Origin of the sequence: Halarchaeum sp. P4 (assembly GCF_051195175.1) — an archaeon.
In the GTDB taxonomy this organism is placed as follows: Archaea; Halobacteriota; Halobacteria; order Halobacteriales; family Halobacteriaceae; genus Halarchaeum.
The window spans coordinates 370,047-392,822 of the sequence record NZ_JBNTKC010000002.1 but is presented as its reverse complement, the minus strand read 5'-3'; the positions used below and the strand labels follow the sequence as shown (position 1 = coordinate 392,822).

At 69.1% G+C, this 22,776-nt stretch carries 26 protein-coding genes; 9 read left to right on the top strand and 17 right to left on the bottom strand.

Annotated elements, in window-relative coordinates:
• Positions 1–10 precede the first annotated feature (10 nt).
• The 5 genes from ACQUS8_RS10165 to ACQUS8_RS10145 are packed head-to-tail and all read right to left on the bottom strand — an operon-like array spanning position 11 to position 2,940.
• Positions 11–547, bottom strand: coding sequence for a GTP-dependent dephospho-CoA kinase family protein (locus tag ACQUS8_RS10165; protein WP_435100486.1), 537 nt, complete (start codon positions 545–547; stop codon positions 11–13).
• A gap of 9 nt (positions 548–556) precedes the next feature.
• A complete protein-coding gene (spt4, locus tag ACQUS8_RS10160) occupies positions 557–754 on the bottom strand; it encodes a transcription elongation factor subunit Spt4 (protein ID WP_435100483.1) in 198 nt (65 codons plus the stop codon).
• On the bottom strand, positions 755–1,315 hold the full coding sequence (locus ACQUS8_RS10155; protein WP_435100480.1) for a DNA-directed RNA polymerase: 561 nt from the start codon (positions 1,313–1,315) through the stop codon (positions 755–757). It abuts the gene before it with no gap.
• Entirely contained in the window at positions 1,316–1,699 is a 384-nt protein-coding gene (locus ACQUS8_RS10150; RefSeq protein WP_435100477.1) for a twitching motility protein PilT, read from the bottom strand.
• Positions 1,700–1,701: 2 nt separating this feature from the next.
• Entirely contained in the window at positions 1,702–2,940 is a 1,239-nt protein-coding gene (locus ACQUS8_RS10145) for a translation initiation factor IF-2 subunit gamma (protein ID WP_435100474.1), read from the bottom strand.
• Positions 2,941–3,147: 207 nt separating this feature from the next.
• Between ACQUS8_RS10145 and ACQUS8_RS10140 the strand changes: the two genes are divergently transcribed.
• The gene (locus tag ACQUS8_RS10140) at positions 3,148–4,002 is read left to right on the top strand and encodes a ZIP family metal transporter (RefSeq protein WP_435100471.1); all 855 of its coding nucleotides are present in this window, start codon (positions 3,148–3,150) and stop codon (positions 4,000–4,002) included.
• A gap of 42 nt (positions 4,003–4,044) precedes the next feature.
• Complete coding sequence (locus tag ACQUS8_RS10135; protein WP_435100468.1) at positions 4,045–5,022, top strand: DUF5787 family protein; 978 nt, start codon at positions 4,045–4,047, stop codon at positions 5,020–5,022.
• Here ACQUS8_RS10135 and ACQUS8_RS10130 read toward each other — a convergent pair.
• The 5 genes from ACQUS8_RS10130 to ACQUS8_RS10110 all read right to left on the bottom strand — a co-directional run bounded on the left by ACQUS8_RS10130 (position 5,019) and on the right by ACQUS8_RS10110 (position 12,056).
• The gene (locus ACQUS8_RS10130) at positions 5,019–5,843 is read right to left on the bottom strand and encodes an MBL fold metallo-hydrolase (RefSeq protein ID WP_435100465.1); all 825 of its coding nucleotides are present in this window, start codon (positions 5,841–5,843) and stop codon (positions 5,019–5,021) included. The two genes, ACQUS8_RS10135 and ACQUS8_RS10130, sit on opposite strands and share 4 nt — an antisense overlap.
• 111 nt (positions 5,844–5,954) lie before the next feature.
• Positions 5,955–7,265 carry an ATP-binding protein gene (locus tag ACQUS8_RS10125; protein ID WP_435100462.1) on the bottom strand — a complete coding sequence of 437 codons (1,311 nt, stop codon included), beginning with the start codon at positions 7,263–7,265 and terminating at the stop codon, positions 5,955–5,957.
• A gap of 52 nt (positions 7,266–7,317) precedes the next feature.
• Positions 7,318–8,979 (bottom strand): flippase activity-associated protein Agl23, encoded by a 1,662-nt coding sequence (locus tag ACQUS8_RS10120; protein WP_435100459.1) that lies wholly within the window; start codon positions 8,977–8,979, stop codon positions 7,318–7,320.
• Positions 8,980–9,183: 204 nt separating this feature from the next.
• Positions 9,184–11,049: a cation:proton antiporter domain-containing protein gene (locus tag ACQUS8_RS10115; protein ID WP_435101034.1), complete on the bottom strand. Its 1,866-nt coding sequence runs from the start codon at positions 11,047–11,049 to the stop codon at positions 9,184–9,186.
• A 101-nt stretch (positions 11,050–11,150) separates the two neighbouring features.
• Positions 11,151–12,056 carry an MBL fold metallo-hydrolase gene (locus tag ACQUS8_RS10110; RefSeq protein WP_435100456.1) on the bottom strand — a complete coding sequence of 302 codons (906 nt, stop codon included), beginning with the start codon at positions 12,054–12,056 and terminating at the stop codon, positions 11,151–11,153.
• A 129-nt stretch (positions 12,057–12,185) separates the two neighbouring features.
• On the opposite strand from ACQUS8_RS10110, the gene serS reads away from it, so the two are divergent.
• Together serS and ACQUS8_RS10100 are read left to right on the top strand one after the other, a co-directional pair.
• A complete protein-coding gene (serS, locus tag ACQUS8_RS10105; RefSeq protein WP_435100453.1) occupies positions 12,186–13,565 on the top strand; it encodes a serine--tRNA ligase in 1,380 nt (459 codons plus the stop codon).
• Positions 13,566–13,837: 272 nt separating this feature from the next.
• On the top strand, positions 13,838–14,341 hold the full coding sequence (locus ACQUS8_RS10100; RefSeq protein WP_435100450.1) for a DUF367 family protein: 504 nt from the start codon (positions 13,838–13,840) through the stop codon (positions 14,339–14,341).
• A 53-nt stretch (positions 14,342–14,394) separates the two neighbouring features.
• On the opposite strand, the gene ACQUS8_RS10095 is transcribed toward ACQUS8_RS10100, so the two are convergent.
• Both ACQUS8_RS10095 and ACQUS8_RS10090 read right to left on the bottom strand, forming a co-directional pair.
• Positions 14,395–14,541: a 50S ribosomal protein L40e gene (locus ACQUS8_RS10095; RefSeq protein ID WP_435100447.1), complete on the bottom strand. Its 147-nt coding sequence runs from the start codon at positions 14,539–14,541 to the stop codon at positions 14,395–14,397.
• A gap of 47 nt (positions 14,542–14,588) precedes the next feature.
• Positions 14,589–15,200, bottom strand: coding sequence for an MBL fold metallo-hydrolase (locus tag ACQUS8_RS10090; RefSeq protein ID WP_435100444.1), 612 nt, complete (start codon positions 15,198–15,200; stop codon positions 14,589–14,591).
• Positions 15,201–15,269: 69 nt separating this feature from the next.
• On the opposite strand from ACQUS8_RS10090, the gene ACQUS8_RS10085 reads away from it, so the two are divergent.
• The 3 genes from ACQUS8_RS10085 to ACQUS8_RS10075 are packed head-to-tail and all read left to right on the top strand — an operon-like array spanning position 15,270 to position 16,641.
• The gene (locus ACQUS8_RS10085; RefSeq protein WP_435100441.1) at positions 15,270–15,446 is read left to right on the top strand and encodes a DUF5786 family protein; all 177 of its coding nucleotides are present in this window, start codon (positions 15,270–15,272) and stop codon (positions 15,444–15,446) included.
• Between the two features lie 3 nt (positions 15,447–15,449).
• Entirely contained in the window at positions 15,450–15,998 is a 549-nt protein-coding gene (locus ACQUS8_RS10080; RefSeq protein ID WP_435100438.1) for a DUF99 family protein, read from the top strand.
• Positions 15,999–16,038: 40 nt separating this feature from the next.
• The gene (locus ACQUS8_RS10075; protein WP_435100435.1) at positions 16,039–16,641 is read left to right on the top strand and encodes a uracil-DNA glycosylase; all 603 of its coding nucleotides are present in this window, start codon (positions 16,039–16,041) and stop codon (positions 16,639–16,641) included.
• A gap of 5 nt (positions 16,642–16,646) precedes the next feature.
• Here the strand turns inward: ACQUS8_RS10075 and ACQUS8_RS10070 are convergent, their stop codons facing one another.
• A complete protein-coding gene (locus tag ACQUS8_RS10070) occupies positions 16,647–17,591 on the bottom strand; it encodes a glycoside hydrolase family 43 protein (RefSeq protein WP_435100432.1) in 945 nt (314 codons plus the stop codon).
• Between the two features lie 99 nt (positions 17,592–17,690).
• On the opposite strand from ACQUS8_RS10070, the gene hisH reads away from it, so the two are divergent.
• Positions 17,691–18,350, top strand: coding sequence for an imidazole glycerol phosphate synthase subunit HisH (gene hisH, locus ACQUS8_RS10065; protein WP_435100429.1), 660 nt, complete (start codon positions 17,691–17,693; stop codon positions 18,348–18,350).
• A gap of 45 nt (positions 18,351–18,395) precedes the next feature.
• Here the strand turns inward: hisH and ACQUS8_RS10060 are convergent, their stop codons facing one another.
• The 4 genes from ACQUS8_RS10060 to ACQUS8_RS10045 are packed head-to-tail and all read right to left on the bottom strand — an operon-like array spanning position 18,396 to position 21,522.
• Positions 18,396–18,965, bottom strand: coding sequence for a hypothetical protein (locus tag ACQUS8_RS10060; RefSeq protein WP_435100426.1), 570 nt, complete (start codon positions 18,963–18,965; stop codon positions 18,396–18,398).
• Between the two features lie 23 nt (positions 18,966–18,988).
• A complete protein-coding gene (locus tag ACQUS8_RS10055) occupies positions 18,989–20,200 on the bottom strand; it encodes a VWA domain-containing protein (RefSeq protein ID WP_435100423.1) in 1,212 nt (403 codons plus the stop codon).
• Positions 20,197–21,093, bottom strand: a complete 897-nt coding sequence (locus tag ACQUS8_RS10050; protein WP_435100420.1) for an AAA family ATPase — start codon at positions 21,091–21,093, stop codon at positions 20,197–20,199. Before ACQUS8_RS10050 ends, ACQUS8_RS10055 begins: the two co-directional genes overlap by 4 nt.
• A gap of 39 nt (positions 21,094–21,132) precedes the next feature.
• Positions 21,133–21,522, bottom strand: a complete 390-nt coding sequence (locus tag ACQUS8_RS10045; protein WP_435100417.1) for a hypothetical protein — start codon at positions 21,520–21,522, stop codon at positions 21,133–21,135.
• A gap of 114 nt (positions 21,523–21,636) precedes the next feature.
• On the opposite strand from ACQUS8_RS10045, the gene ACQUS8_RS10040 reads away from it, so the two are divergent.
• Entirely contained in the window at positions 21,637–22,746 is a 1,110-nt protein-coding gene (locus ACQUS8_RS10040; RefSeq protein WP_435100414.1) for a tRNA (guanine(26)-N(2))-dimethyltransferase, read from the top strand.
• The last annotated feature ends 30 nt before the right edge of the window (positions 22,747–22,776 follow it).

Below are 22,776 nucleotides of genomic sequence, written 5' to 3'. Positions count from 1 at the left end.
CGGGGAGTAATTAGCGCTCGACTAACTGCCAGAACTCCGCGGTCGTCTCCAACTCTCCTGCGAGCTCTCGGACGCGCTCGCGGAGGCCGGCGCTGACGTTCGCGCGCACCATCCCCTCGCCGGGCTGGCCGTAGACGACGGTCGCGTCCGTGGGCGCGTAGAGCACCGCGGGGACAGTCGCGAGGTCCTCCTCGCCGGTGACGACGATGCGCGTGGGTTCGTCGGCGTCGATGGCCGCGACGAGTTCCTCGACCAGTTCGGCCGAGAGCGTCCCCGGCTCGGACGCGACCTCGACGACCGTGGCGGCCGCGGGCAGGTTCGCGGCCACCTCCGGGTCGACGGCCTCGCGCTCGGTCTTCCCGTCCACGACGGCGACGTGTGGAGTGACGCCCGCCTCGCCGAGGTGGTACGTGACGACGTCACCGACGGTGACGATGGGGTCGCCGGCGTCCGCGAGGAGGTCGAACGCGTCCGTGAAGACGGGGCCGAGCGGCTCCTTGAACGACGCGCGCGCGCTCTTCGGGAGGGTGGCGACGGCGTCGGGCACGACTCCTCGTTAGCGGACCTTCAGCGCGTACTCGCCGGGCTCCGTGACCTCCATCTTCTCCGCGATTTCGGAGTTCTCGGGGTGCGTGATGACGACGTAGCCCGCCCAGTCCTCGGTGAGGTCGTTCGACCCGCAGTAGGGGCAGACGTCCTCGTCGGGTTCGACGATGCGGTGGCAGTCGTGACAGGCGAGGCGGTTCGACGCCATCTATTCGGCCTCCGGGTTCTCGTCCGCCGCGCGGAGCCACTCGTGCTTGCCGAGACCGGGCTGTTTCGCGGTCAGACCGATCTTCGACTCGCGGGGGTTGCGCTCGTCGATGCTCTTCGTGACGATGCGCGCGCGGACCGCGTCGCCGACGCCGAGGATGTCGCTGGACTCCCGGGAGGAGAGCTGCTGGTTCTGCTCGTCGTAGGCGAGATACTCATCAGAGATCTGGCTGACGTGGAGCAGGCCGTCGACGGGGCCGATGCCGACGAACGCCCCGAAGTTGACGACTTCGACGACTTCGCCGTCGATGACCTCCTGCATCTCGGGGTCGAACGTGACGGCGTCGAACTCGGCTTCGTAGTAGACACCGGGCCGGTTCGGGAGGACCGCCCCGTCGCCGATGTCGTGGACCTCCGTGACGGTGACGACGCTACCGAGGTCCTCGTCCATGCGCCCCTCGAGTTTGTCCTGGAGCAGCCGTTTCACCAGGTCGGGTGAGACGTCTGCGAGGTGTCGCGGGGGAACTTCTACCGTGTCCTTCAGGCGTGCGCGCTTGTACATCTATGGTTGAGTGCGTGTGAGTTGATTCCGGCCCCTTAAATGGATTACCGGAACGCCGACCGCGAGCACGCGCTCGCGGAGGGGGCCGTCGTTCGTGCAGACGGCGTCCACCGCGCCCGACTCGGCGAGCGCGACGAGTGCGTCGTCCGCGTACTGTCCGTCCGTCTCCTCGGTGTCGCAGCGGGCCGCCAGGTCGGTGCCGACCGACGCCGCGGTCGCTTCCTCGCCGTTGCCGTCCGCGAGCTTCGCGAGCTCCGCGCGGACGACGTCCGGCACGACGGCGTCGTAGTCGCCACAGACCCGGTCGAGTTCGTCGAACACCCGGACGCCCACCTCAACGGGCATCATGAGGGCGTTCGCGTCGACGGCGACCCGCTCCGACATCGCTACCCCTGCAGGCGGCCGATGCCGATGAGCCGCCAGCGCGCGCCGACGCGCCGATTGATGGCGATGACGTCGCCTTCCTCGGCACAGACGGGGCGCTTGAGGTTCACTTCGCACTCGCCGTCGCGCGCGGACGTGACTGCGCCGACGGTGGTGGCGGTGCCGACGGTGAGCATCAGGGGCTCGCCGGTGTTGATGGGTTCGATGGTCTCGCCTTCCTCGGCGCCGACGAGGCGCTCGAGGAGGTCGACCTCCATCTCGAAGGACTCCCACGTCGGCGGGAGCGCCTCGGGGTGGCCGGCGACCTGGCCGGCAAGCGCGTCGCCCTTCGTGAGGCTCGGGTCGAGGCCGGTCCCCACGCCGAGGAGACCGCCGGGGGAGACGGTCTCGACGTTCTCACCGCCCGCCTGGAGCGAGCGGACGTTCGTCGTGATGGGCTGCCACTCGGACTGGCCGCCCTCCTCGATTTCCCGGCCTGGCCGGAGTTCGAGGTCGTCGCCCTCGTCGAGTTCGCCGGCGACGAGACTCCCGCCCAGGACGCCGCCGGTGAGACCTTCCCACGTGGTGCCGGGGCGGTTGATGTCGAAGGAGCGCGCGACGTACATCCGGGGATCTGCCTCGGGGTCGCGCTCGGGTGTCGGAATCTCCTCCTCGATTGTCTCGATGAGGACGTCGAGGTTGATCTCCTGCTCTGCCGACACCGGAACGACGGGCGCGCCCTCGGCGACGGTGCCCTCGACGAACTCCTCGATCTGCTGGTAGTTCTCGCGGGCCTGCTCGGCGTCGACGAGGTCCACCTTGTTCTGCGCGATGACGATGTTCTCGATGCCGATGATGTCGAGCGCCATGAGGTGTTCCTCAGTCTGTGGCTGGGGGACCTCCTCGTTCGCGCCGACGACGAGGACGGCGCCGTCCATGAGCGCCGCACCCGAGAGCATCGTCGCCATGAGCGTCTCGTGGCCGGGCGCGTCGACGAACGACACCGTCCGCGCGACCTCGGTGTCGACGTCGTGGTCGTCACAGTGCTCCTCGACGGTGTAGCATTCGGGGGGTTCCTCTTCGGGGCAGCGACGGAACGTCGCGTCGGCGTACCCGAGACGGATGGAGATGCCGCGCTTCATCTCCTCGGAGTGCTGATCGGTCCATTCGCCGGACAGTGCGCGCACGAGAGTCGTCTTCCCGTGGTCGACGTGTCCGACCAGACCGATGTTCACCTCCGGTTGTCGGTGAGTTCCTGCCATGAAGTAATCTTGCGGGTACTTCGCCCCGCAGAAATGATAAAGCCCCCGATTCGGCGCGCCCTGGCGGCCGCTCGCGCGCCGACGTGGACGTATTTACGAGAGGGGGAAACTATTTCTTAGACGCGTCTAATCCATACGTATGAACTACGTCGCCACGCCCGACCGTCGCCCGAGACGGGCACTCCCTCGCCAGCGGAGGCGGGTGTCGTGAACTCGTTCGCCGACTTCTTCGTCTCAGTCACCGGACCGAACCCCGTGATTCAGGCGCTCGTCGGCGGTATCGTCATCGCCGTCCTCAACCTCATCGGCGCGCTCGGCATCCTCGTCTGGCGCAACCCCTCGGAGCGCGCGCTCGACGGTGCGCTCGGCTTCGCGGCCGGCGTGATGCTCGCCGCGAGTTTCACCAGCCTCATCCTCCCCGGCATCGACGCCGGCGGCCTCGTCCCCGTCCTCGTCGGCCTCACGCTCGGTGTCCTCGTCCTCGACCGCGCAGACCGTTGGGTTCCCCACGTCCACGTCCTCGTCACGGGCCGCAAGCGCCCGGACTCCGGCAAGGTCGAACCCGACGGCGGCGAGAGCGAGGCGTCCTCCGCCGGCCTCGACATGGACGGCCGCGTCGCCTCCGTTCTCCTCTTCATCGTCGCCATCACCATCCACAACCTCCCGGAGGGGCTGGCGGTCGGCGTCGGCTTCGGCTCCGGCGACCTCGGCGAGGCGCTCCCGCTGATGCTCGCCATCGGCCTCCAGAACATCCCCGAGGGGCTCGCCGTCGCCATCGCCGCGCGGAACGCCGGCCTCGGCACGCGCTTCTACGCGATGGTCACCGGCCTGCGCGCGGGACTCGTCGAGGTGCCCGTCGCCGTCTTCGGCGCGTGGGCCGTCCTCGTCGCGGCGCCCATCCTCCCCTACGCGATGGGGTTCGCCGCGGGCGCGATGCTCTACGTCATCTCCGACGAAATCATCCCGGAGAGCCACGCACGCGGTTACGAGCGTACCGCCACGCTCGGCACGATGGCCGGCCTGATGGTGATGCTCACCCTCGACGTCGCGCTCGCCGCCTGAGCGGACGGGACGCTTAACCGCGTCAGCCACTTCCCCTCTGGCGTGCGCGAGTTCGGCTTCGAGTTACGCCTCTGTGCCCACCTCGAACGAGACTACCCGGTGGTGTCGCGCCAGCTCGGGACGAGCGTCCGCGCCGCCGGCGGGCGCATCGTCGACGTCGTCTGCCTCACGCGTGGCCCCGACTTCGACGCCCGCACCGAACTCACCCCGGCGACGATTCCACCCGAAATCCTCGCGGCGGACGTCGGCGTCGGCCGCTGGCGTCGCGTCACCGACGCCTTCGACGGCCCGCCCGCACGCGCCCGCTCGCTCGCCGAACGCGGCCGCGACGCCGGCTTCCTCGAACTCGCCCGACGGGACGGCCACGAAGTCGTCCGGCAGACCGTGCGCTACCCCGACGACTGGGTCGGCGACATCGTCGGCATCGAGAACAAACCCGACCTCGACACGCCCGGCAACCTCGCCGACCAACTCCGCCACGACGTCTCGCTCGGCGTCCTCGACTACGCGATTCTCGCCACGGAGTCCTACGTGACGCGCGCGCACCTCAACCGCCTCCCCGACGAAGTGGGCGTCTGGCGCGTCGACGTCGACGACACGGACCCCATCGAAGTCGTTCGGGAGCCGACGCGCCTCGACAGGGACGACTGGGGCCTCGAACCCGGCGAGACACACCCCGGCAGTCGCGAGGTCCACCCCGTTTCGCCCGACGCGAAAGCCATCCAGCGCCGCCGCGTCGCCGAGCGCGCCTACGGGAAGGGCTGGCGGACGTACGAGCTACCCGGGTGCGCGAACATCGACCCCGACTGGGGCGCGGAAGCCGGTATCGAGACGCTCCCCTTCTGTGCGTACAAGGACCGCCTCGTGGCCGCCGCGAGCGAGTGCGGCCCCGACTGTCCGGGCTACGAGGAAACCGAGGCATCCGACGTCGATTTCGACGCCGAGCGCGCCGCCCGGCAGGCGTGGACGCCCGAGTCGGGGAGTGTGCGCCACCAGTCCGGCCTCGACCGCTGGACCTAGAGCTCGAAGACTTCGCCGTCGATGCCGAGGGGCTCCTCGAAGGCCTCCTCGGGTGGGTAGCGGTGCGCGACGTGCACGACCCGGAGCTCGTCGGCGTTCAGGTCGTCCGCGAGCGCGAGCGCGCCCTCCTTCGTCATGTGTTTCGTGCCGAACGTCCGCGGGACGCCGTCCGCGTCCTCGTCGCGCCCACCGAGCGGGTGGTACTCGCAGAGGCTCGCGGGGACGATGCCGTCCGCGAGCAGGAGGTCGGGGTCGCGCAGGGCGTCCCGGGAGTCCGCGGGCACCCGATAGCTCGTGTCACCGGAGAGCGCGAGTTTCGCGCCCGTCTCGGGGTTCTCGACGACGACGCCGTAGGTGAGGAGCGGCGGGTGGTCGACGGGGACGAGCGTGACGTCGAAGCCACACACTCGGAAGGTCTCGAACGGCGTCTGCGGGTGGACGGAGACGGTGTCGAGGTAGTCGTACTTCCGGCGTATTGTCGCCGCGACGGACTCCTCGGTGGCGGGGTCGGTTTCGTCCGCCGCGTAGACGGGCAGGTGGTCGAGGAGCCGGTAGACATTCCCCATGCCGTCCAAGTGGTCGAAATGAATGTGGGTGACGACGGCGGCGTCGGGGAGCGCGACGTCCTCGCGGAGGAACTGTTGGCGGAAGTCCGGGCTGGTATCGACGAGGAGGACCTCGCCCGTCTCCTCGTTCTTCACGTGCACCGAGGAGCGGGTGCGTTCGACGCCGCGTTCTTTCGCGGCGAGGCAGGTGTCGCAGTCACAGCCGGGCCGGGGCGTGCCCGCCGTGTCGCCGGTGCCGAGCAGGGTGACGCGCATCACCGGGTACGTCGTGGGGCCCGCTCTTAACTCCCGTCACATCGGCACACGCCGCGACGGCCGCGGGCGGGCGCGGCGACGGCGTCAGTCGCGTGGCTCCGCCGAGTCGGGTCAGTCGTCGGCGTGTGCGTGGTCGTGCTCCTCCTCGTCGGAGTCGATGGCCTCCTCGAGGCTGTCGAGGTTACGGAGGTGGTCGCGCTCCTCGAAGGACTCGACGGCGTCCAAGAGGTCCTCCTGTGAGAGCGTCGTGCGGTCCTCGACGAGCGCGTCGAGGACGGCTTCGCGGAGGACGAGGCGGAGGTCGCTCCCGGTGAGGCCGTCGGTGTTCGCGGCGATCTCCTCGGGGTCGAAGTTCTCCACCTCGATGCCGCGCGTGACGATGCGGATGATGTCCGCGCGCATCGGCTCCGTCGGCTTCGGGAAACTGAGAATCTCGTCGAAGCGCCGCCAGACTGCGGCGTCGAGTTCGTCCGGGTGGTTGGTCGCGCCGACGAGCAGGACGTCGTCGCGCACGAGACTCATCTCGTCGATGGCCTTCAGGAGCGTGTTGACGGCGCGCTTGATGGCGGCGTGCTCGTCGCTCGTCCGTGTCTTCGCGACGAAGTCGAACTCGTCGATGAAGAGGATGCAGGGCGCGAGGCGTTTGGCGACCTCGAAGACCTTCTCGACGTTCTTCGCCGTCTCGCCGAGGTACTGGCTCGTGATCATCGAGAGCTTCACCTCGACGAACGGCAGGTCGAGGCGGTGGGCGAGCCCGCGCGCCGTTGAGGTCTTCCCGGTGCCGGGCGGGCCGACGAAGAGGAGCTTCCCGACCTCGACGAGGCCGACTTTCGCGAGGTAGTCGCGGTGCTCGATGGCCTTCGAGACCTTCGCGGTCTCGGCCTGCTGCTCGTCGGTGAGGACGAGGTCGTCGAGCGTCGTCTCGATTTCGGCGGGCGCCTGCACCTCGACGAGGTCGAGCATCTCCTCGTCGTCCTCGTCGAACATCTCCTCGAGGAGGCCGTCGATCCACTGCGGGTCGGCCTGCACGGGCCGGTTGGCCTCGCGCGCCGCCTCGTAGTCGACGCCGTCGAAGTCGTCCTCGTAGACGGCGGCGAGCGCGGGGTTCTGTGCGAGCCGCTCGGGCGTCGCGCGGTTCGCGTACCACTCCTTCGCCATGTCGTCGTCGACGAGGCGGATGCGACCCGAGAAGGAGTCCTGCTCGGTGAACATCAGGCTCGCGACTTCGTCCCACGGGTCGGCGATGCCGGTCGCCTCCGCGACGGCTTCGCCGGTCGCCTGTGGTGGTCGGGGAACGCCGTCGCCGTCCCAGAGCGCGCTCCGGACGGCCGGCGGGAGGTCGTTCTCGTCGAGGTCAGTGTTGCGCTCGTAGACGCGTGCGGTCAGAAGGAATTCCACCACGTCGAGCGCCCGGTCGGTCATTACCCCCTAATTTGACGCTCGCGCCGCATAAGACCGTCGGACGACCGGCCGCTCAGGACTTCCGGACGAAGAAGACGACCGGCCGACTGTGCTGGTAGCCCTGATGGGTGCGCTCGGTGTACCGGCTGGTGTCGATGGTCTCGCGTACCTCGTCGGCGTTCCGCTCGAGCGTGATGATGACGGGCGCGTCGCGCTCGCCGAGTGTGTCCTGCTGGGTGGTGCTGGCGACGCGTGCACCGTACTGGCTGAAGTACCACGGGAGCGGGAGGCGCGCGAACCACCCCTCGTAGCCACCGGTCGAGATGTTCAACGTCGGTTGGCGTGTGAGGTCGTTCGGGTTCGAGAACTCGGAGCCGTAGAACAGCACGTCGATGCCCTCGTGGCCGACCGAGCGCTCCCGGACTTCGGCGAGCGTTGGCTTCATTTCGCCGGCCGGCTGGGCGTACTGGACGAGCGGGTTCGAGGGGTCCTGCGGGGCGGCGTAGCTCGTGTAGCCGGCGACGCCGCCGACGCCCGCGGCGCTCACGAGCAACACGGCGGCGGCGACGCGGAACGCGAACACGTCGCCCGAGGCGTACCCCCGCTTGCCGATGCGGTAGACCCACGCGACGCCGACGGCGGCGGGGAGCGCGAGCGGCGCGACGACGTGTGTCGCGAGCCACCCGGCCATGATGTCGGTGATGATGGCGTAGCCGAGAACGCTCGCCGCGCCCCAGTAGAAGCAGAACTCGACGATGTCGCGTGGCTCCGTACTGCCGTAGCGCTCCTTCAGGAAGCCGACGACGGCGAAGCCGAGCGTGACGCTCGCGGTGAGCGCGAGAATCTTCGCGAAGCGCGCGAAGAAGTCGACGGTGGAGTGCTCGCTCATCCCGGCGTGCCCCCACGTGCTCGCGAACTTCGACCACGTGCCGAGCGTCGCCGTCCCGACAACCGAGAGGAGCGCGTCCAGACTCGTGAACGCCCCGTACACCTCGGGGATGGGCGCGTAGAACGCGACGACGACGACGAACCACCCCGCGGCCGACGCGACGAGCGGGAACGCCCACGGCCGGAGGTCGCGTGCCGTGTCCCGAACGAGGTCGTAGGCGGTTCGCCCGGGCCCGTCCTCGGTGAGTCGCGCGACCAGGAGGCGTCTGTCGACGACGAGGGCGAGTGAGCCGAGCCACGCCACCGGATAGAGGAGGGCGTTCTCCTTCATTGTGAACGCGAGCGCGAACGGGAGCGTGCCCGCGTAGAGGTAGCGCGCCTTCCCGGTGGCGCGCGCGCGCAACCAGAAGCCGAGCGCCGCCATCATGCACGCGGCGACCATCAGGTCGTTGCGCATGAACCGCGAGTAGTAGAGGAGCGGCGCGCTCGCGGCGAGCAACAACCCGAACGCGACGACTTCGTCGTCGGCGAGGTGGTCCCGGTAGAGGTAGGCGCAGAGTGGGAGGAGCGCGCCGAAGACGGCGACGACGAGGCGCGCGGTGAAGTCGGAGGCACCGAACACGTCGAAGACGACGCCGTTGACGTGCGGGAGGAAGGGACCGTGGATGATGGGGCGATACTCCCACTGGCCGACGGCCATGTAGTGGAGAATCCAGTCCGCGACGCGCCCCTCGTCCTGGTGGGCGACGCGCGCGCCGAGCGCGAACAGGCGGGCGCCGAGCGCGAACGCCGCGACGACGAGGAGGGCGGGGAGGGGCCGGCGGAACCGACGAAGGCGCGGGTCCATGGCGCTACGGTGGGCCGGTGCGCCTAAAACGCTTTAGGAGACGAAGCGGGTGTGGCCGTCGCTCAGAAGTGTAGAGCGACGGTGTAGGTCGGCCGGCGGAAGCCACACGTGGAAACCACGGTAGCCTGAAAGGGGCCACCCGACCGTGCCGTCTCTTCACTCTCGTCGCCGCACCCGTAAAAGCCCCGCGATGGGCGGTGCTCCCTATTCGTCGGGGTGACAGCGCTTGATGGCCTCTCTGACGGCCTCCTTGCGCCCGAGGAAGGTGAGGTGGTCGCCCTGCTGGAGGGTGAAGTCCTCGCTCGGGACGGAGTTCTCGCCGTCACGGCCGACGAGCGCGATGATGCAGCCGTTGGGCAGCTGCTCGTCGAGTTCGCCGATGGTGCGCCCCACGAGGTCCTCGGCGGTGACCTCGATTTCCTGGACGTCGCCGGAGCGCCCGATTTCGGTCATCCAGTTGGAGAGCGCGGGGCGCTCGATGAGGTTGTCGATGCTCCACGCGGTGGCGAGCGAGGAGGAGACGGCCTTCACGCCGAGCTCGCTGAAGGCGTCGATGTTGTCGGGGTTGTTGACGCGCGCGATGATGGTCTCGGGCTCGAACTTCGCGTCGACGAGCTGGCTGACGAGCAGGTTCGCGTCGTCGTCGCCGGTGGCAGTGACGACGATTTTGGCGTTCTCGATGCCCGCCGACCGTAAGACGTCCATGTCCGTTCCATCCCCGTGGTGGACGGTGAAGCCGCGTTCGCGAGTGAGTTCGACGGTCGATTCGTCCTGTTCGACGATGACGACGTTCTCACCGCGGTCTTCGAGGCGCTCTGCGAGCGCGCGACCCACGGTGCCGCCGCCGATGACGATGACACGCATTGGTATGACGTTGAGGAATTCTGCGATGTGTCGTGCGAGGCCGCCTTCGAAGACGACCGTGATGAGGATGGTGAGGAAGACGATGCTGACGAGCGCGTTCGCGGCGTCGTGCATCCCGTGTGCCCGGAGTTCGACGGCGAAGAGCGTCGCGACGGACGCGGGGATGATACCCCTGGGACCGACCGCGCTGACGAACGCGCGCTCGGCGAGCGTGAAGCGGTCGCCGTAGGTAGAGAGGAAGACGCCGATGGGACGCACGACCGCGGCGGCGCCGACGGCGACGGCCAGCCCCGCGACCCCGAAGCGGAGCAGGTCGTCGAGCGAGAGCAGAGAGGCGAGCGCGATGAAGACGAAGGAGAGGACGAGAAGCGTGATGTCGCCCTTGAAGGACTCTATCTCCTCCTCGTAGGGGAGGTCGGCGTTTCCGAGAATGATGCCGGCGGTCGCGACGGCAGGTAGGCCGGACTCGCTGAGTCCGCTGAGTTCGGCGAGCGCGTAGGCGGCGAGCGCCGACGCGAGGATGACGAGTCGGGCGTTCTGGACGGCGTTCCCGGGCGAGAGGTCGATCTTTCGGAGGACGACCCACGCGACGCTCGCGACGACGAGACCGGCGACGACGCCGACGCCGATGCGCGCGGAGAAGCCGCTGACGATTTCGCTCGTCGTCGCGGCCGTCTCCGCGCTCACGATTTCGAACGCGACGACGGCGAGGACGGCGGCGGTGACGTCGTTCACGACACCCTCGGTTTCGAGGGCGGCGCCGACCCGGTCGCGGACCGGCACGACTTCGAGGATGGGCGTGATGACGGTCGGCCCCGTCGCGACGAGGAGCGCGCCGATGAGGAACGACACGTCCCACGGCTGGCCGAGGAGCACCCGGACGAGGACGGCGGTGCCGACGAGCGCGACGGCCGCGCCGATGGTGACGAGTCGAAGCGTCTCGCGGGGTGCCTCTCGCAACTTCTCTATTTTCAGGTGGAACGCGCCTTCGAAGACGATGATGGCAACGCTCAACCCGACGATGCCGCCGAGCGCGCCACCGAAGAGCTCGCGGACGTTGAGTACCTGACCAACGCCAACACCCGCGAGGATGAGGAAGAGCACACTCGGGACGCGTAATCGCGCCGCTACGAGCTGGGCCGCGACGCCCAGCACGAGAATGAGCGCGACGAACGTGATGAGTGACGATGCTGACACGGGTTCCAGTAGGGTATTTTGGGGGGTATAGGATAAATGGGGGCGGTCGAGAGCCGGCAAACGACGCCGGGTGGCTGTGCGATTGACACAGTCAGCGCCTGACTCGGCGCCTACTGTCGCTCGAGGTAGTGGAGGACGCCACGGACGTTCATCTTCGTCTCCTCTACGGCCTTGTGGTCGGGCCAGACCTTACGCGTGTCCGCGCGCTCCGCGAAGTACTCCGCGAGCGCCTCGTCGTCCTCGAAGTCGTCGCGCTTCAAGCGCACCCGGTCGACCCACTTCGTGAGGACGTCCTCGTAGTCGTTCAGGACGCCGTGGACGTCCCCGGGGCCGGGCCCGAAGTGCGGGTAAAGGAGGACCTCGGGGTCGAGGCCGCGGATCGTCTCCACGTCGTCGATACACTGCTCGAGGTCGAAGTTCGGCGGCGGACTCGTCTCCTTTATCTCCCCGAGTTCGGGCACCCAGATGCCCGCGGCGTCCGCGGTGTGGACGAAGCCGTCGACGTCGTCGCGGACGACGACCTGATGGGGTGCGTGGCCGGGGACGTGGTGGGCGGTGAGCGTCCGGTCGCCGAGGTCGATGTCGTCGCCGTCCGCCAGTTCGACCACACGCTCCTCGGGGACGGGCTCGGGCTCGACGTAGTAGCGCCACTGGTCGCCCACGGCCCGCTTCGTCCCCTCGACGAGGCGTTCAGGGTCGACGAGGTGCGGCGCGCCGATTTCGTGGGCGTAGACGTCGGCGTTCGGGCAGGCCTCCGCGAGGAAGCCCGCGCCGCCCGCGTGGTCGAGGTGGACGTGCGAGACGACGATTGCGCCGAGGTCCTCGCGCGCGACGCCGACCGAATCGAGGGCGTCGAGGACGCGCTCGTGGTGCGTGCCGATGCCGGTGTCGAGGACGGCGGGACGCTCGGCGTCGACGACGTACACCGCGCCGTAGGCAGTAGTGTCGTACATGCCGGTGTCGACGTAGTAGACGTCCGTGCAGGAGTCGACGGGTTCGACGTCGCCAGGAGCCATACGCGGATGGGCGACGGGGAGCGCGAAAAAACGTTCGCCTCCGGCGGCTCCGTCGCCGTCACCGCCCTCGCCGCCGCGCCCTGCACGCAATGCGCCATCGTTTTGCCCGCCGCCCGAGAACCCGCGAGTATGCTCAGCCGGCAGTTCGTCCGGGAGAACCCCGACGTCGTGCGCGACGCCCTCGAGAAGAAGGGCGTGGACGCCGACCTCGACCGGATTCTCGAAGTGGACGAGGAGTGGCGCGAACTGAAGAAGAAGGGCGACGACCTTCGCCACGAACGCAACGAGGTCTCCTCGAAAATCGGCCGACTCAAACAGGAAGGCAAGGACGAAGAGGCCGAGGAGGCCATCGAGCGCTCGCAGGAACTCAAGGACGAACTCGAGGAGGTCGAGGAACGCGCGGACGAACTGGAGGCTGAACTCGAACGCCTCCTCCTGACGCTCCCACAGGTGCCCGCCGACGACGTCCCGGTCGGCGAGGACGAGTCCGAGAACGTCGAGCGCCGCCGCGAGGGCTTCGATGACCTCCGAGAGCTCCCCGAGGACGTGACGCCCCACTATGACCTCGGCGAGGAACTGGACATCCTCGACTTCGAGCGCGGCGCGAAAGTCTCCGGCGGTGGGTTCTACTTCGCGAAGGGCGACGGCGCGAAACTCGAACACGCCCTCGTCCAGTTCATGCTCGACGTCCACCGCGAGCAGGGCTATGAGGACGTCTTCCCGCCGATTCCGGTGAACTCGGCATCGATGGAGGGCACCGGCCAGTTCCCGAAGTTCGTCGAGGACGCCTACCGCATCGGCGACGTGAACGAGGCCGACTACGAGGACGACGACCTCTGGTTGCTCCCGACTGCCGAGGTCCCGGTGACGAACATGTACCGGGACGAGATTCTGCTCGACGACGACCTTCCCCTCAAACATCAGGCCTACTCGCCGAACTTCCGCCGCGAGGCCGGCGAGCACGGTACTGAGACGCGCGGCATCGTGCGCGTCCACCAGTTCAACAAGGTCGAGATGGTGAACTTCGTCCGGCCCGACGAGTCCGAGGACCGTTTCCACGGCCTCGTCGAGGAGGCCGAGGAGGTCCTCCAGCGCCTCGAGCTTCCGTACCGTATCCTCGAGATGTGCACGGGTGACCTTGGCTTCACGCAGGCGAAGAAGTATGACCTCGAGGTGTGGGCGCCTGGCGACGACATGCCCGAGGGCCCCGACGTCGGCGGCCGGTGGCTCGAGGTGTCCTCGGTGTCGAACTTCGAGGACTTCCAGGCGCGTCGCGCCAGCATCCAGTACCGCCCCGAGCGCCACGAGTCCGCCGAGTACCTCCACACGCTGAACGGGTCGGGCCTCGCCGTCCCGCGTATCGTCGTCGCGATTCTGGAGTACTACCAGAACGAGGACGGCACCGTCGACGTACCCGACCCCCTCCAGCCCTACATGGGCGGCCAGGAGGTCATCGAGGGCCACGAGAAGGTCGGCGAGTCCGCGCTCGGCGCCGGCGAGAAGGAGTAACCGCGACGGCACAGCCGTCGCGAAGAAACGAGCGGGGAGCGTGCGACCCGCGAGTAACGCGGGCCCGAGCAACGCGAGGGGCCCCGGGAAGACGAGCGGAGAGCACGATGACCCGCGAGTAGGTGGGGCTGAGCGGAGTGAAGGCCCACCGAACGACGAGCGCGAGCGACCGACGGGAGCGAGACGCGAGTCGCGGGGCACTCTCCGCGTTCCGCGCGCACCGCCGTTGCGATAGCGCCACTTTTCCTCGCGCACGCACTAGACAGGAGCGAATGGACCTCCACGTCCGCTACGAGGGCGACGACGACCCGAAGAAGTGCACGGCGCGGAAGCTCGCGCGCTTCGACATGACGGAGCTCCATCGCTCCGCGCGCGCGACACCATTTGGTGTCGTCCTCAACCCGCACGCGGACACCGCGCTCTCGCCGGCGGACGCGGAGTACGCGAACCTCGTCGCGCTCGACTGCTCGTGGGAGACGGCGGGCCGGGCGACCTTCGAGATGCCGGGCGAGCACCGCGCGCTCCCGTTCCTCGTCGCCGCGAACCCCGTGAACTACGGCAAGCCCTTCCAGCTCAACACGGCGGAGGCGTTCGCGGGCGCGCTCTGCATCCTCGGCGAGCGCGAGCACGCCGAGGAGGTGTTGAGCAAGTTCACGTGGGGCCACACCTTCTTCGAGTTGAACGAGGAGCCGCTCCGGCGCTACAGCGAGTGTGAGACGTCCGCGGACGTCGTCGAGATACAGCAGGAGTACCTCGACGCCGGCGAGGAGGAATAGCGAACCCTGCGGCTAGAGAGTGGAGATAGAGTCGGAAAACGCGGGGGCGGCGATTACGTCGCGCGGCGCTCGCGGGCCTTCGCGCGGAGCTTGCCGTAGCCGCACTTGCGGCAGTGGTCCGCTTCCTTGGGGTTTCGCGCGTTACAGCGCATGCAGATCTGCTTGTCGAGGAGGCGGTCCTCGATGGATTGCTCGGGCATACCCGTCAAATCGGCGCGGAGGCGGTTAAGGTTTTAGAAACGTCGGTCTACTCGTCGGGGTACTTCGGCTCGAACTGCTCGGCGCGTTCGAGCGCGGTTTCGACGACGTCGCGCACGTCGCCGTGGTAGGTACCGCCGTGCCCGCTGTACATGTGTTCGACGTCGACGGGCATCCGATCGAGGAGTCGCTCGATGCTCCGGACGAGTTCCTCGCGGGACTGGCCGGGCATGTCGGTGCGCCCGAAGCTCCCGTAGTCGAACGCGCCGTCGTCGTGGACGACGACGTCGCCGGAGAAGAGCGTCGTCTCGGAGACGAACGCGAGGTGGTCGTCGGCGTGGCCGGGCGTGTAGACGGCCTCGAAGGTCTCGTCGCCGATCCGTACCTCGTCGCCGTCGGCGAGTTCGTGCGTCCGGCGGGGGTGGTCGGCGTACGCGTAGACGTCCGGGTCGAAGGCCTCGCAGACGGCCTCGAGCTCCTCGACGTGGTCGGCGTGCTGGTGGGTGAGCACGACGGCGTCGAGCGAGTCGGTGTGCTCGGCGACGGCGTCCTCGATGCCGTCCATCGAGCTGGCGTCGACGAGGACGTCCCGCTCGCCGAGGGCGAGGTACGCGTTACACGTGAACGATTCCGCGTCCGCAGTCGGTTCCTCGACACGCATACGTCGGCCTAGGCGCGCCGGTTTTAAATAGTCGGTTCTTTTTTGGAGCCGAAACCACAATATACGGGTATGGGCTTCGGAAGCTACGACGAATCCGAGCAGGAGCGTCAGCAACTCGATTCCGCGGACGACGACGGCGAGGGCGTCCAGACGGAGCACAACGCCCACGAGGGGCAGGTCGAGTACGAGATTGACGCCAGCAACGACGAGCTTCTGGAGAAACTGCAGGACATCAAGGAGAACTAGGGCGTGAAGGCCGGCACCCGCGCGCTCGGGCTCGCGGAGTCCTACGCGGGTGACGCCTCACGGAGCACGCTCGCAGGTGCCGTCGTCCGCGCGGACCGCATCGTCGACGACTTCTGTTTTCGCTCGTTCACTGTTGGTGGCTCGGACGTCACCGACGCTGCGATTGACGTCTGGGAGTCGCTCGAGCGCCCGGACGTCCAGTACGTCCTCGTCGCGGGTGTCGCGCTCGCGTGGTACAACATTCTCGAGCTCCACCGGCTTCACGAGGCGACTGACCGGCCCGTCCTGTCGGTGAGCTTCGAGGCAAGTGCTGGCCTCGAGGCTGCCATCCGTCGGGAATTCTCGGGCGACGCGCGCGACGCTCGCCTCGCCGCGTACCGCGCGCTCCCCGAACGCCGTCCGGTCTCGGTCGGCGACGATACGGTCTACGTGCGGAGCGTCGGCTGTGAGAACCCCGACTCGGTCGTTCGCACCTACACGCCCGAGGGTGGCCGTCCCGAGCCGCTCCGCGTCGCGCGCGAGGCGGCGCGCGCCGCCGACGACTACCGCTGAACCCCGGGGGCTTAACGCCCTCCGCGACGACGCACTCGTTATGAGCGAGACGGACCTCGAACAGATGGAGGGACTCTGCGTGGAGGGCTGCGAGCGCTGCCCCGACCTCGTGGAGTCCCGCAGCCGTATCGTGAACGGCGTCGGTCCAGAGGACGCGGACGTCGTCTTCGTCGGCGAGGGCCCGGGCGCGAACGAGGACGAGCAGGGCGAACCGTTCGTCGGGCGCTCCGGGGACGTCCTCGACGGCGCGCTCGCCGACCACGGCCTCCGACGGCAGGACGTCCGCATCACGAACTGCGTGCGCTGTCGCCCGCCCGAGAACCGCGACCCGACGGACGAGGAACTCGCGAACTGCCGACCCTACCTCGAGGCCGAACTCGAACGGATTTCGCCGGAGGTCGTCGTCGCGCTCGGCAAGGTGCCGGCCCAACACCTCCTCGGGCGCGACGTCGCGGTCACGAAGGAGGCGGGCACCGTCGAACCCGTTCAGGTCGGCGACGTCCGCCTCGACGTCCTCGTCTGCGTCCACCCCGCCGCGACGCTCTACGACCGCTCGCAGGAGGCGACCTTCGAGTCGACAATCGAGACGGCCGCGACCATCGTCGGCGCCGAGGGCGGCCAGTCCTCGCTCGGAGACTTCTAAGGGAGCTATCGTTCCGAGGGGTCTTTCTCGTAGGCTCGCAGCCGCTCGTACTCCTCGGACGTGATGCGGATGACGGTGCCGTGTTTGAAGCCGTAGGGGAAGGAGAACTCCTCGTCGGCGCGCTCGAACTCCGAATCGAGGGAGTCCGCGACGAACGGCACGTAGCCCTGTGTCTCCGGCGCGCCGCCGAAGTAGTCGAGGAACAGACACCAGCGGCCGTCGTCGAGTCGCACGGCGGTCGGCGCCTCGTAGCGCGCGCCTTCCAGTCCCTCCATCGTCCGGTCGAACGCCGACACGCGGGTGAACGGGCCGGTCGGCCGGTCGGCCTGCAGGAGGACGATGCCCTCGGGGTTCGCGTCGCTCTTCACGAAGCAGTAGTAGGCGCCGTCCTCCTCGTACATCGCGGAGTCGATGACGCCGCTGTCGGGTTTCTCGTAGAGGAGGTCGGGCTCGGAGAACGTCTCGAAGCTCTCGGTCCGCGCGTAGTAGATGGCGTGCTTCGCGTAGTCGTCGCGCTCGTGTGTGGACGACCAGTGGACGACGTAATCCCCGTTCTCGCGGTCGTAGGTGATGTCCGGCGCCCAGAGACAGCCGAACTGGCCGTCACCGAGTTCGACCATCCGCTGGTCGGACCACTCGACCAGGTCATCGGACTCCCAGAGCACCAGCGAGTCGCTCCCGTTGCGCGTGATCTCCTCCCACGACCCGTCGTACTGGTTGGGCATCCCGTACGCGAGGCTGAGGTCTGTCGCCATAATGACGAAGCTCCCGTCCTCGGTTCGCGTTATGGCGCAGTCCCGCACGCCCTTATCACCCTTGTAGCTCCAGAGGACGGGATCGCCGCCGTTCACCGCCTCCCAGTTGAAGCCGTCCTCGCTCACGGCGAAGTGGACTTGCTCGCCGTCCGGCGTCCGCTTCTCCCTGAAGTGTACGAACAGGTATGCGTCCATACCCCCGCGGTTGTGCAGTGGTACCGTAGTCCTTCGGTTTCCGGAACGACTGGACGCGGCAGGGAAACCGACTTGGTTCGCCGTCCCCCACGCTCCTGTATGAGCACGCAGTCTCCCCGCGAGACGACGGCGGACGTCGTCGTCGTGGACTACGGCCTCGGGAACCTCCGGAGCGTGACGCGCGGCCTCGAGCGCGCCGGCGCGCGCGTCGAGGTGTCCGACGACCCCGACGACCTCCCGGACGCGGACGGCGTCGTCCTCCCGGGTGTCGGCGCGTTCGGCGACGGCATGGAGAACGCCGGCCCGTTCCGCGACGCCCTGCGCGAGGTCGCGGAGTCCGACACGCCGCTGTTCGGCATCTGCCTCGGGATGCAGATGCTCCTCGACACGAGCGAGGAAGCCGAACGCGAAGGGCAGGGCGACGTCGAGGGCCTTGGCCTCATCCCGGGGACGAACGTCCGCTTCGAGAGCGACGACCTGAAAGTACCGCACATGGGCTGGAACGAACTCGACGTCACTCGCGAGCACCCGCTCGTCGAGGGGGTCGACGGCGAGTACGCCTACTTCGTCCACTCCTACTACGCGGAACCCGAGGACGACAACCACGTCGTCGCCACCACCGACTACGGCGCGGAGTTCGCGTCCATCGTCGCAAACGACGACGGCACCGTCTTCGGCACCCAGTTCCACCCCGAGAAGTCCGGCGAGACCGGCCTGCAAATCCTCCGGAACTACGTCGACCTCTGCGCCGAGGAGTAAGCGATGAGTCGTCCGCGGACGCGCGAGCGTTCGCGCCTTTTCTCGCTACACGAGCCGAACGTTGTCGACGTACCGCGTGACCTCGGTCTCCCAGACGACCGCGATACCGACGGCGACCAGCCCCTCGCCGTCGTGTCTCACGGGATACTCGTAGGTCCGCCAGCCCGCGTGGTCCTCGACGGCTTGCGTGGTGTCGAAGTCGCTCTCGGTGAGTTCGCGCTCGGGGCCCGCGTAGGCGGCGACCTTCGTGATGGTGTTGAACGACTCCTCGGGGCTCCAGACGTCGACGGTGAGCGTGTCGACGCCGCCCAAGTCGACGTCCTGCGCGACCCAGAGCACCCCGTCGTCCTGCCGGCCGTCGATGAAGAAGGAGACGGACTGCGACCCGTCGCTCGCCCGGTCGCTCGAGGCGGCGATGGTGGTGGCGACGGGCTGGCCGGTGTTCGGGTCGGTCGGGAGCTCGCGGCCCGTCTCCCACTCCGCGAGCCCGTTCTCGAAGCTCGCGTTCTCGACGCGGGGCTCGGGTTCGTCCGTCGGCGCGCTACAGCCCGCGAGCGCGGCCAGCCCCGCGGTGGCGAGCACACTCGTGGTCGTGAGGAGACTGCGGCGGTCCATGCCGGGGCCGTCGTGCGCCGACCTCAAAACGACTGTCGCCGCGCGTCCTCGACCGCCCGGAGCGTCGGCCCGTACTCGCGGAGGTCGGCGGCGAGGCGCTCGAGGTCGTCGGTGTCGCCGAAGGCGTAACAGCCGTCGAGGTAGGGGAGCGCGGCCCGCATCCCGGGTGCCACAGGCTGCCACTGCGGATCGGTGGCGAGCGGGTTCAGCCAGAGGACGTGCTCAGCGTGCCCCGAGAGCCACGCCATCTCCGTGCGCAGTGTCCCAGTGTCGCCGCGCTCGACGCCGTCGCTGGCGACGACGACGGTGCCGCGCCGGTCGACGGCTTCGGGTCGCTCCTCGTGGAGCGTCGCGAGCGCGTCCCCGATTTGGGTGCCCCCACCCCACTCGACGCCCGTCGCCTCGAGCGCGCGGCCCGCGGCGTCGACGCTCTCCGCGTCGAACGCCTCGCTGACGTCCCGGAGCGCGGTGTCGAAGAAGAAGACGGGGGTGTTCCGCCACGTCTCGCGTATCTCGCGGCAGAACGCGAGCAGGGTGTCCCGGTCGAGCGCGTCGAGGACGGAGCCGCTGACGTCCACGAGGACGACGCCGCGTGCGGCCGTTCGCCGGCGCTCGCGCTCGGGGAGCGAGAGCGGGACGCCGCCGTAGCTCGCGCTCTCGCGGAGCGCGCGCCGGACGTCCGGGCGGCCGTCGCCGCCGGTCCAGCGCCGCCCGGGGAGCGACGCGACGGCGTCCGTGAACGCCCTGACGGCCGCCGCGACGTCCGCGTCGCCGACGCTATCGAGGGTGACGCGCTCGCTCTCGCCGTCCGCGCTGTACTGGTTGCCGGCACTCCCGCCCGCGGACGCGCCGACGCCGCCTTCGAGGCCGCCGCCGGTCGCGCCGCCCATCGACGCGCTCTCGTCGCTGACGGTCTGCCCGGGCGCGTCCGCGACGCCCTCGGCGCTCGTGTCGAGGGTCGCGGGGCCGTCGTCGTCGTCCGTGCCGTAGGTGGCGTCCCCGCCGCGGAGGCGCGTCCAGAACGTCTCGAAGTGCGCGTCGAGCACCTCGTCGTCGCCGGGGCGACTGCAGAGCGTCGCGTGCAGGGCCGCGCGCACGTCCGCCTTCCCGGGGTCGTCGAGCGCGGTGAGCGCCTCCGCGGCGGCGACGGCGCCGTCGCCGGGCACGCGGACGCCCGCGTCGCGGAGTTCGTCGACGAACCGCACCAACTCCGCACGGAGGTGGTCGGCGATCACGTCCGGCCGGCGGCCTCCGCGAGGACCGCCTCGATGGCGTCCTCGTCGAACTGCTCGACGTCCGCGGCGTCCTTCAGGAGACAGCCGAGCGTCGCCCGCACGGTGTCGGCGTCGAGTTCGTCGTAATCGAGCGCGGCGAGCGCCTCCGCCCAGTCGAGCGTCTCCGCGACGCCCGGTGGCTTCCGGAGGGGGCGTTTGCGCAGCGCGCCCGCGACGCCGCAGACCGTCGCGGCCGTCTCGTCGTCCAACGCGGGGACTTTTCGCGCGACGATTTCGCACTCGCGCTCGAACTCGGGCGGTTCGACGTGGAGGTAGAGACAGCGCCGCTTCAGCGCGTCCGAGAGCGCGCGCGTCCGGTTCGACGTGAGCACGACGATTGGCGGTCGCTCGGCGGAGACGGTGCCGAGTTCGGGGATGGAGATCTGGAAGTCGGAGAGCACCTCGAGGAGGAGCGCCTCGAAGGCCTCGTCGGCGCGGTCCACCTCGTCGACGAGCAGGACGGGCGGGCGCTCGCCGTCGTCCGCGGTCGCGAGCGCCTCCATCAGCGGGCGTTCGAGCAGGTACTCCTCGGAGAAGACGGAAGCGTCGCCCTCGACGCTCGCCTCCTCGCCCTCGACGGCGAGCAACTGCTTCGTGTAGTTCCACTCGTAGAGGGCGTTCTCCGCGGTGAGGCCCTCGTAGCACTGGAGGCGGACGAGGTCGGTGTCGAAGCCGGCCGCGAGCGTCTTCGCGAGCTCGGTCTTGCCCGCGCCGGGCGCGCCCTCCACGAGCAGCGGTTTCCCGAGTCTCAGCGCGAGGAGCGCGCTCGTCACGACGTCCTCTGAGGCGACGTAGTTCTGGGCGTCGAAGGCCGCGCGCACGTCGGCCTCCGTCACGTCCGCGAAGGCGGTCATCGCCCACCCCTAGACGCCCGACGGTGAAAAGCCCCGACGCTAGAGGAAGTTCCGGACTTCAGAGTAGTACATGTCGTGGTGGTCCACGGCGCCGATTCGCTCGGCGATTTCGGCGGCGAGGACGTGCCAGCACCGCTGCGTGGGGTCGTCGGCGTCGAGATTGTACTGGCTGTCCCGGCAGGTGCAGCCGCCGTCCTCGACGACGTACTCGTCCTCGTGGCCGACGACGACGGTGAAATCGTTGTACTGCTTGACCCGGCCCTCGCCGACGGCGTCGACGGCGCGTCGTCCGCGGTCGCCGTGGACGGCGAGGAGTTGGGCGACGATGTCGGGCGTGAGTTCGCCTGCGTCCGCGAGCGAGTCCCGCCACTCCTCGTCCGCGCTCCCGTCCGCGTCGCCGGCGTCGGTCTCGACGTCGTCGGCCGTCACTGCCCATCGGTACTCGACGGCCGTGTAAAGAGCGTGTGGTTCGACGCCGGTCCGCCGGTCCCGTGGATGCGTGTCGTGCCCTTTAGGGGCGCGCCGCCCCGAGTATGCGCCATCATGGACGTCACGGAGGGGGCGGTAACGGTCGAGGTCCCCGAGCAGTCCGGGGAGGCCATCGAGGACGGCGTGTTCTTCAACCCCGAACAGGAGTTGAACCGGGACCTGACGGTGGCGACGCTGCGCGCCTACCGCGAGCGCGAACCGCGCGCGGAGACGTATCTGGACGCGATGGCCGCGTCCGGGGTTCGTGGCGTGCGTGCCGCCGCTGATGGCTGGGACGCGACGCTCGTCGACCGCGACCCGGACGCCGTCGCGCTCGCGGAGGGGAACCTCGCGCGCAACGACTGCGAGGGCGAGGTGCTCCACGACGACGCCAACGCCGTGCTCTGGGACCCCCAGCGCGCGTTCGACGTCGTTGACCTCGACCCATTCGGCACGCCCGCGCCGTTCCTCGACGCCGCGTTCGCGAACACCCGCGACATGGTCTGCGTGACGGCGACGGACACCGCGCCGCTCTGCGGGGCGCACTTCCAGTCCGGCATCCGCAAGTACCAGACGGTCCCCAGAAACACCGAGTACCACGCCGAGATGGGCGTGCGCGTCCTCCTCTCGGCGATGGCGCGCTCGGCGGCGCGCTTCGACGTCGGCGTCACGCCCCTCCTGACGCACGCGACCCGCCACTACGTCCGCACCTACGTCGACCTCACGCATTCCGCGAGCGCCGCGAACGACGCCGTCGACGCTCTCGGGCACGTCTATCACTGCCCGGAGTGCCTCTGGCGCGAGCACGACTACGGCCTCCACGCCGCCCGCCCGGACGCCTGTCCGAACTGCGACGGTCACAACCTCCTGAGCGCCGGCCCGCTCTGGCTGGACGCCACCCGCGAGGACGCCTTCGTCGCGAACGTCCGCGACCAGCTCAGCGAGGACATGAATACCGCGGAGAAGGCCGACGACCTCCTCGCCGACCTCTCGGCGGAACTCGACCAGCCCACCCACTACGACCAGCACAAGCTCTACGGGCGCTGGGGCGAGCCCGCCGTCGGCATGGACGAGTTCCTCACCGCCCTCCGTGACGCCGGCTTCGACGCCTCCCGCACCCACTACGGCGGCACGACGTTCAAGACGGACGCCGATGTCGCCGAGATTCGCGACGTCGCGCCCTGAGGTGTTTTTACGGCCGGAGCGAGTCCGTCC

Bases quoted from the DNA above. Each gene is read 5' to 3' on its own strand.
- spt4 (WP_435100483.1), bottom strand. From the start codon at position 754: ATGGCGTCGAACCGCCTCGCCTGTCACGACTGCCACCGCATCGTCGAA.
- ACQUS8_RS10155 (WP_435100480.1), bottom strand. From the start codon at position 1,315: ATGTACAAGCGCGCACGCCTGAAGGACACGGTAGAAGTTCCCCCGCGA.
- ACQUS8_RS10150 (WP_435100477.1), bottom strand. From the start codon at position 1,699: ATGTCGGAGCGGGTCGCCGTCGACGCGAACGCCCTCATGATGCCCGTT.
- ACQUS8_RS10145 (WP_435100474.1), bottom strand. From the start codon at position 2,940: ATGGCAGGAACTCACCGACAACCGGAGGTGAACATCGGTCTGGTCGGA.
- ACQUS8_RS10130 (WP_435100465.1), bottom strand. From the start codon at position 5,843: ATGCGCGTCACCCTGCTCGGCACCGGCGACACGGCGGGCACGCCCCGG.
- ACQUS8_RS10125 (WP_435100462.1), bottom strand. From the start codon at position 7,265: ATGACCGACCGGGCGCTCGACGTGGTGGAATTCCTTCTGACCGCACGC.
- ACQUS8_RS10120 (WP_435100459.1), bottom strand. From the start codon at position 8,979: ATGGACCCGCGCCTTCGTCGGTTCCGCCGGCCCCTCCCCGCCCTCCTC.
- ACQUS8_RS10110 (WP_435100456.1), bottom strand. From the start codon at position 12,056: ATGGCTCCTGGCGACGTCGAACCCGTCGACTCCTGCACGGACGTCTAC.
- serS (WP_435100453.1), top strand. From the start codon at position 12,186: ATGCTCAGCCGGCAGTTCGTCCGGGAGAACCCCGACGTCGTGCGCGAC.
- ACQUS8_RS10100 (WP_435100450.1), top strand. From the start codon at position 13,838: ATGGACCTCCACGTCCGCTACGAGGGCGACGACGACCCGAAGAAGTGC.
- ACQUS8_RS10095 (WP_435100447.1), bottom strand. From the start codon at position 14,541: ATGCCCGAGCAATCCATCGAGGACCGCCTCCTCGACAAGCAGATCTGC.
- ACQUS8_RS10090 (WP_435100444.1), bottom strand. From the start codon at position 15,200: ATGCGTGTCGAGGAACCGACTGCGGACGCGGAATCGTTCACGTGTAAC.
- ACQUS8_RS10085 (WP_435100441.1), top strand. From the start codon at position 15,270: ATGGGCTTCGGAAGCTACGACGAATCCGAGCAGGAGCGTCAGCAACTC.
- ACQUS8_RS10075 (WP_435100435.1), top strand. From the start codon at position 16,039: ATGAGCGAGACGGACCTCGAACAGATGGAGGGACTCTGCGTGGAGGGC.
- ACQUS8_RS10070 (WP_435100432.1), bottom strand. From the start codon at position 17,591: ATGGACGCATACCTGTTCGTACACTTCAGGGAGAAGCGGACGCCGGAC.
- hisH (WP_435100429.1), top strand. From the start codon at position 17,691: ATGAGCACGCAGTCTCCCCGCGAGACGACGGCGGACGTCGTCGTCGTG.
- ACQUS8_RS10060 (WP_435100426.1), bottom strand. From the start codon at position 18,965: ATGGACCGCCGCAGTCTCCTCACGACCACGAGTGTGCTCGCCACCGCG.
- ACQUS8_RS10050 (WP_435100420.1), bottom strand. From the start codon at position 21,093: ATGACCGCCTTCGCGGACGTGACGGAGGCCGACGTGCGCGCGGCCTTC.
- ACQUS8_RS10040 (WP_435100414.1), top strand. From the start codon at position 21,637: ATGGACGTCACGGAGGGGGCGGTAACGGTCGAGGTCCCCGAGCAGTCC.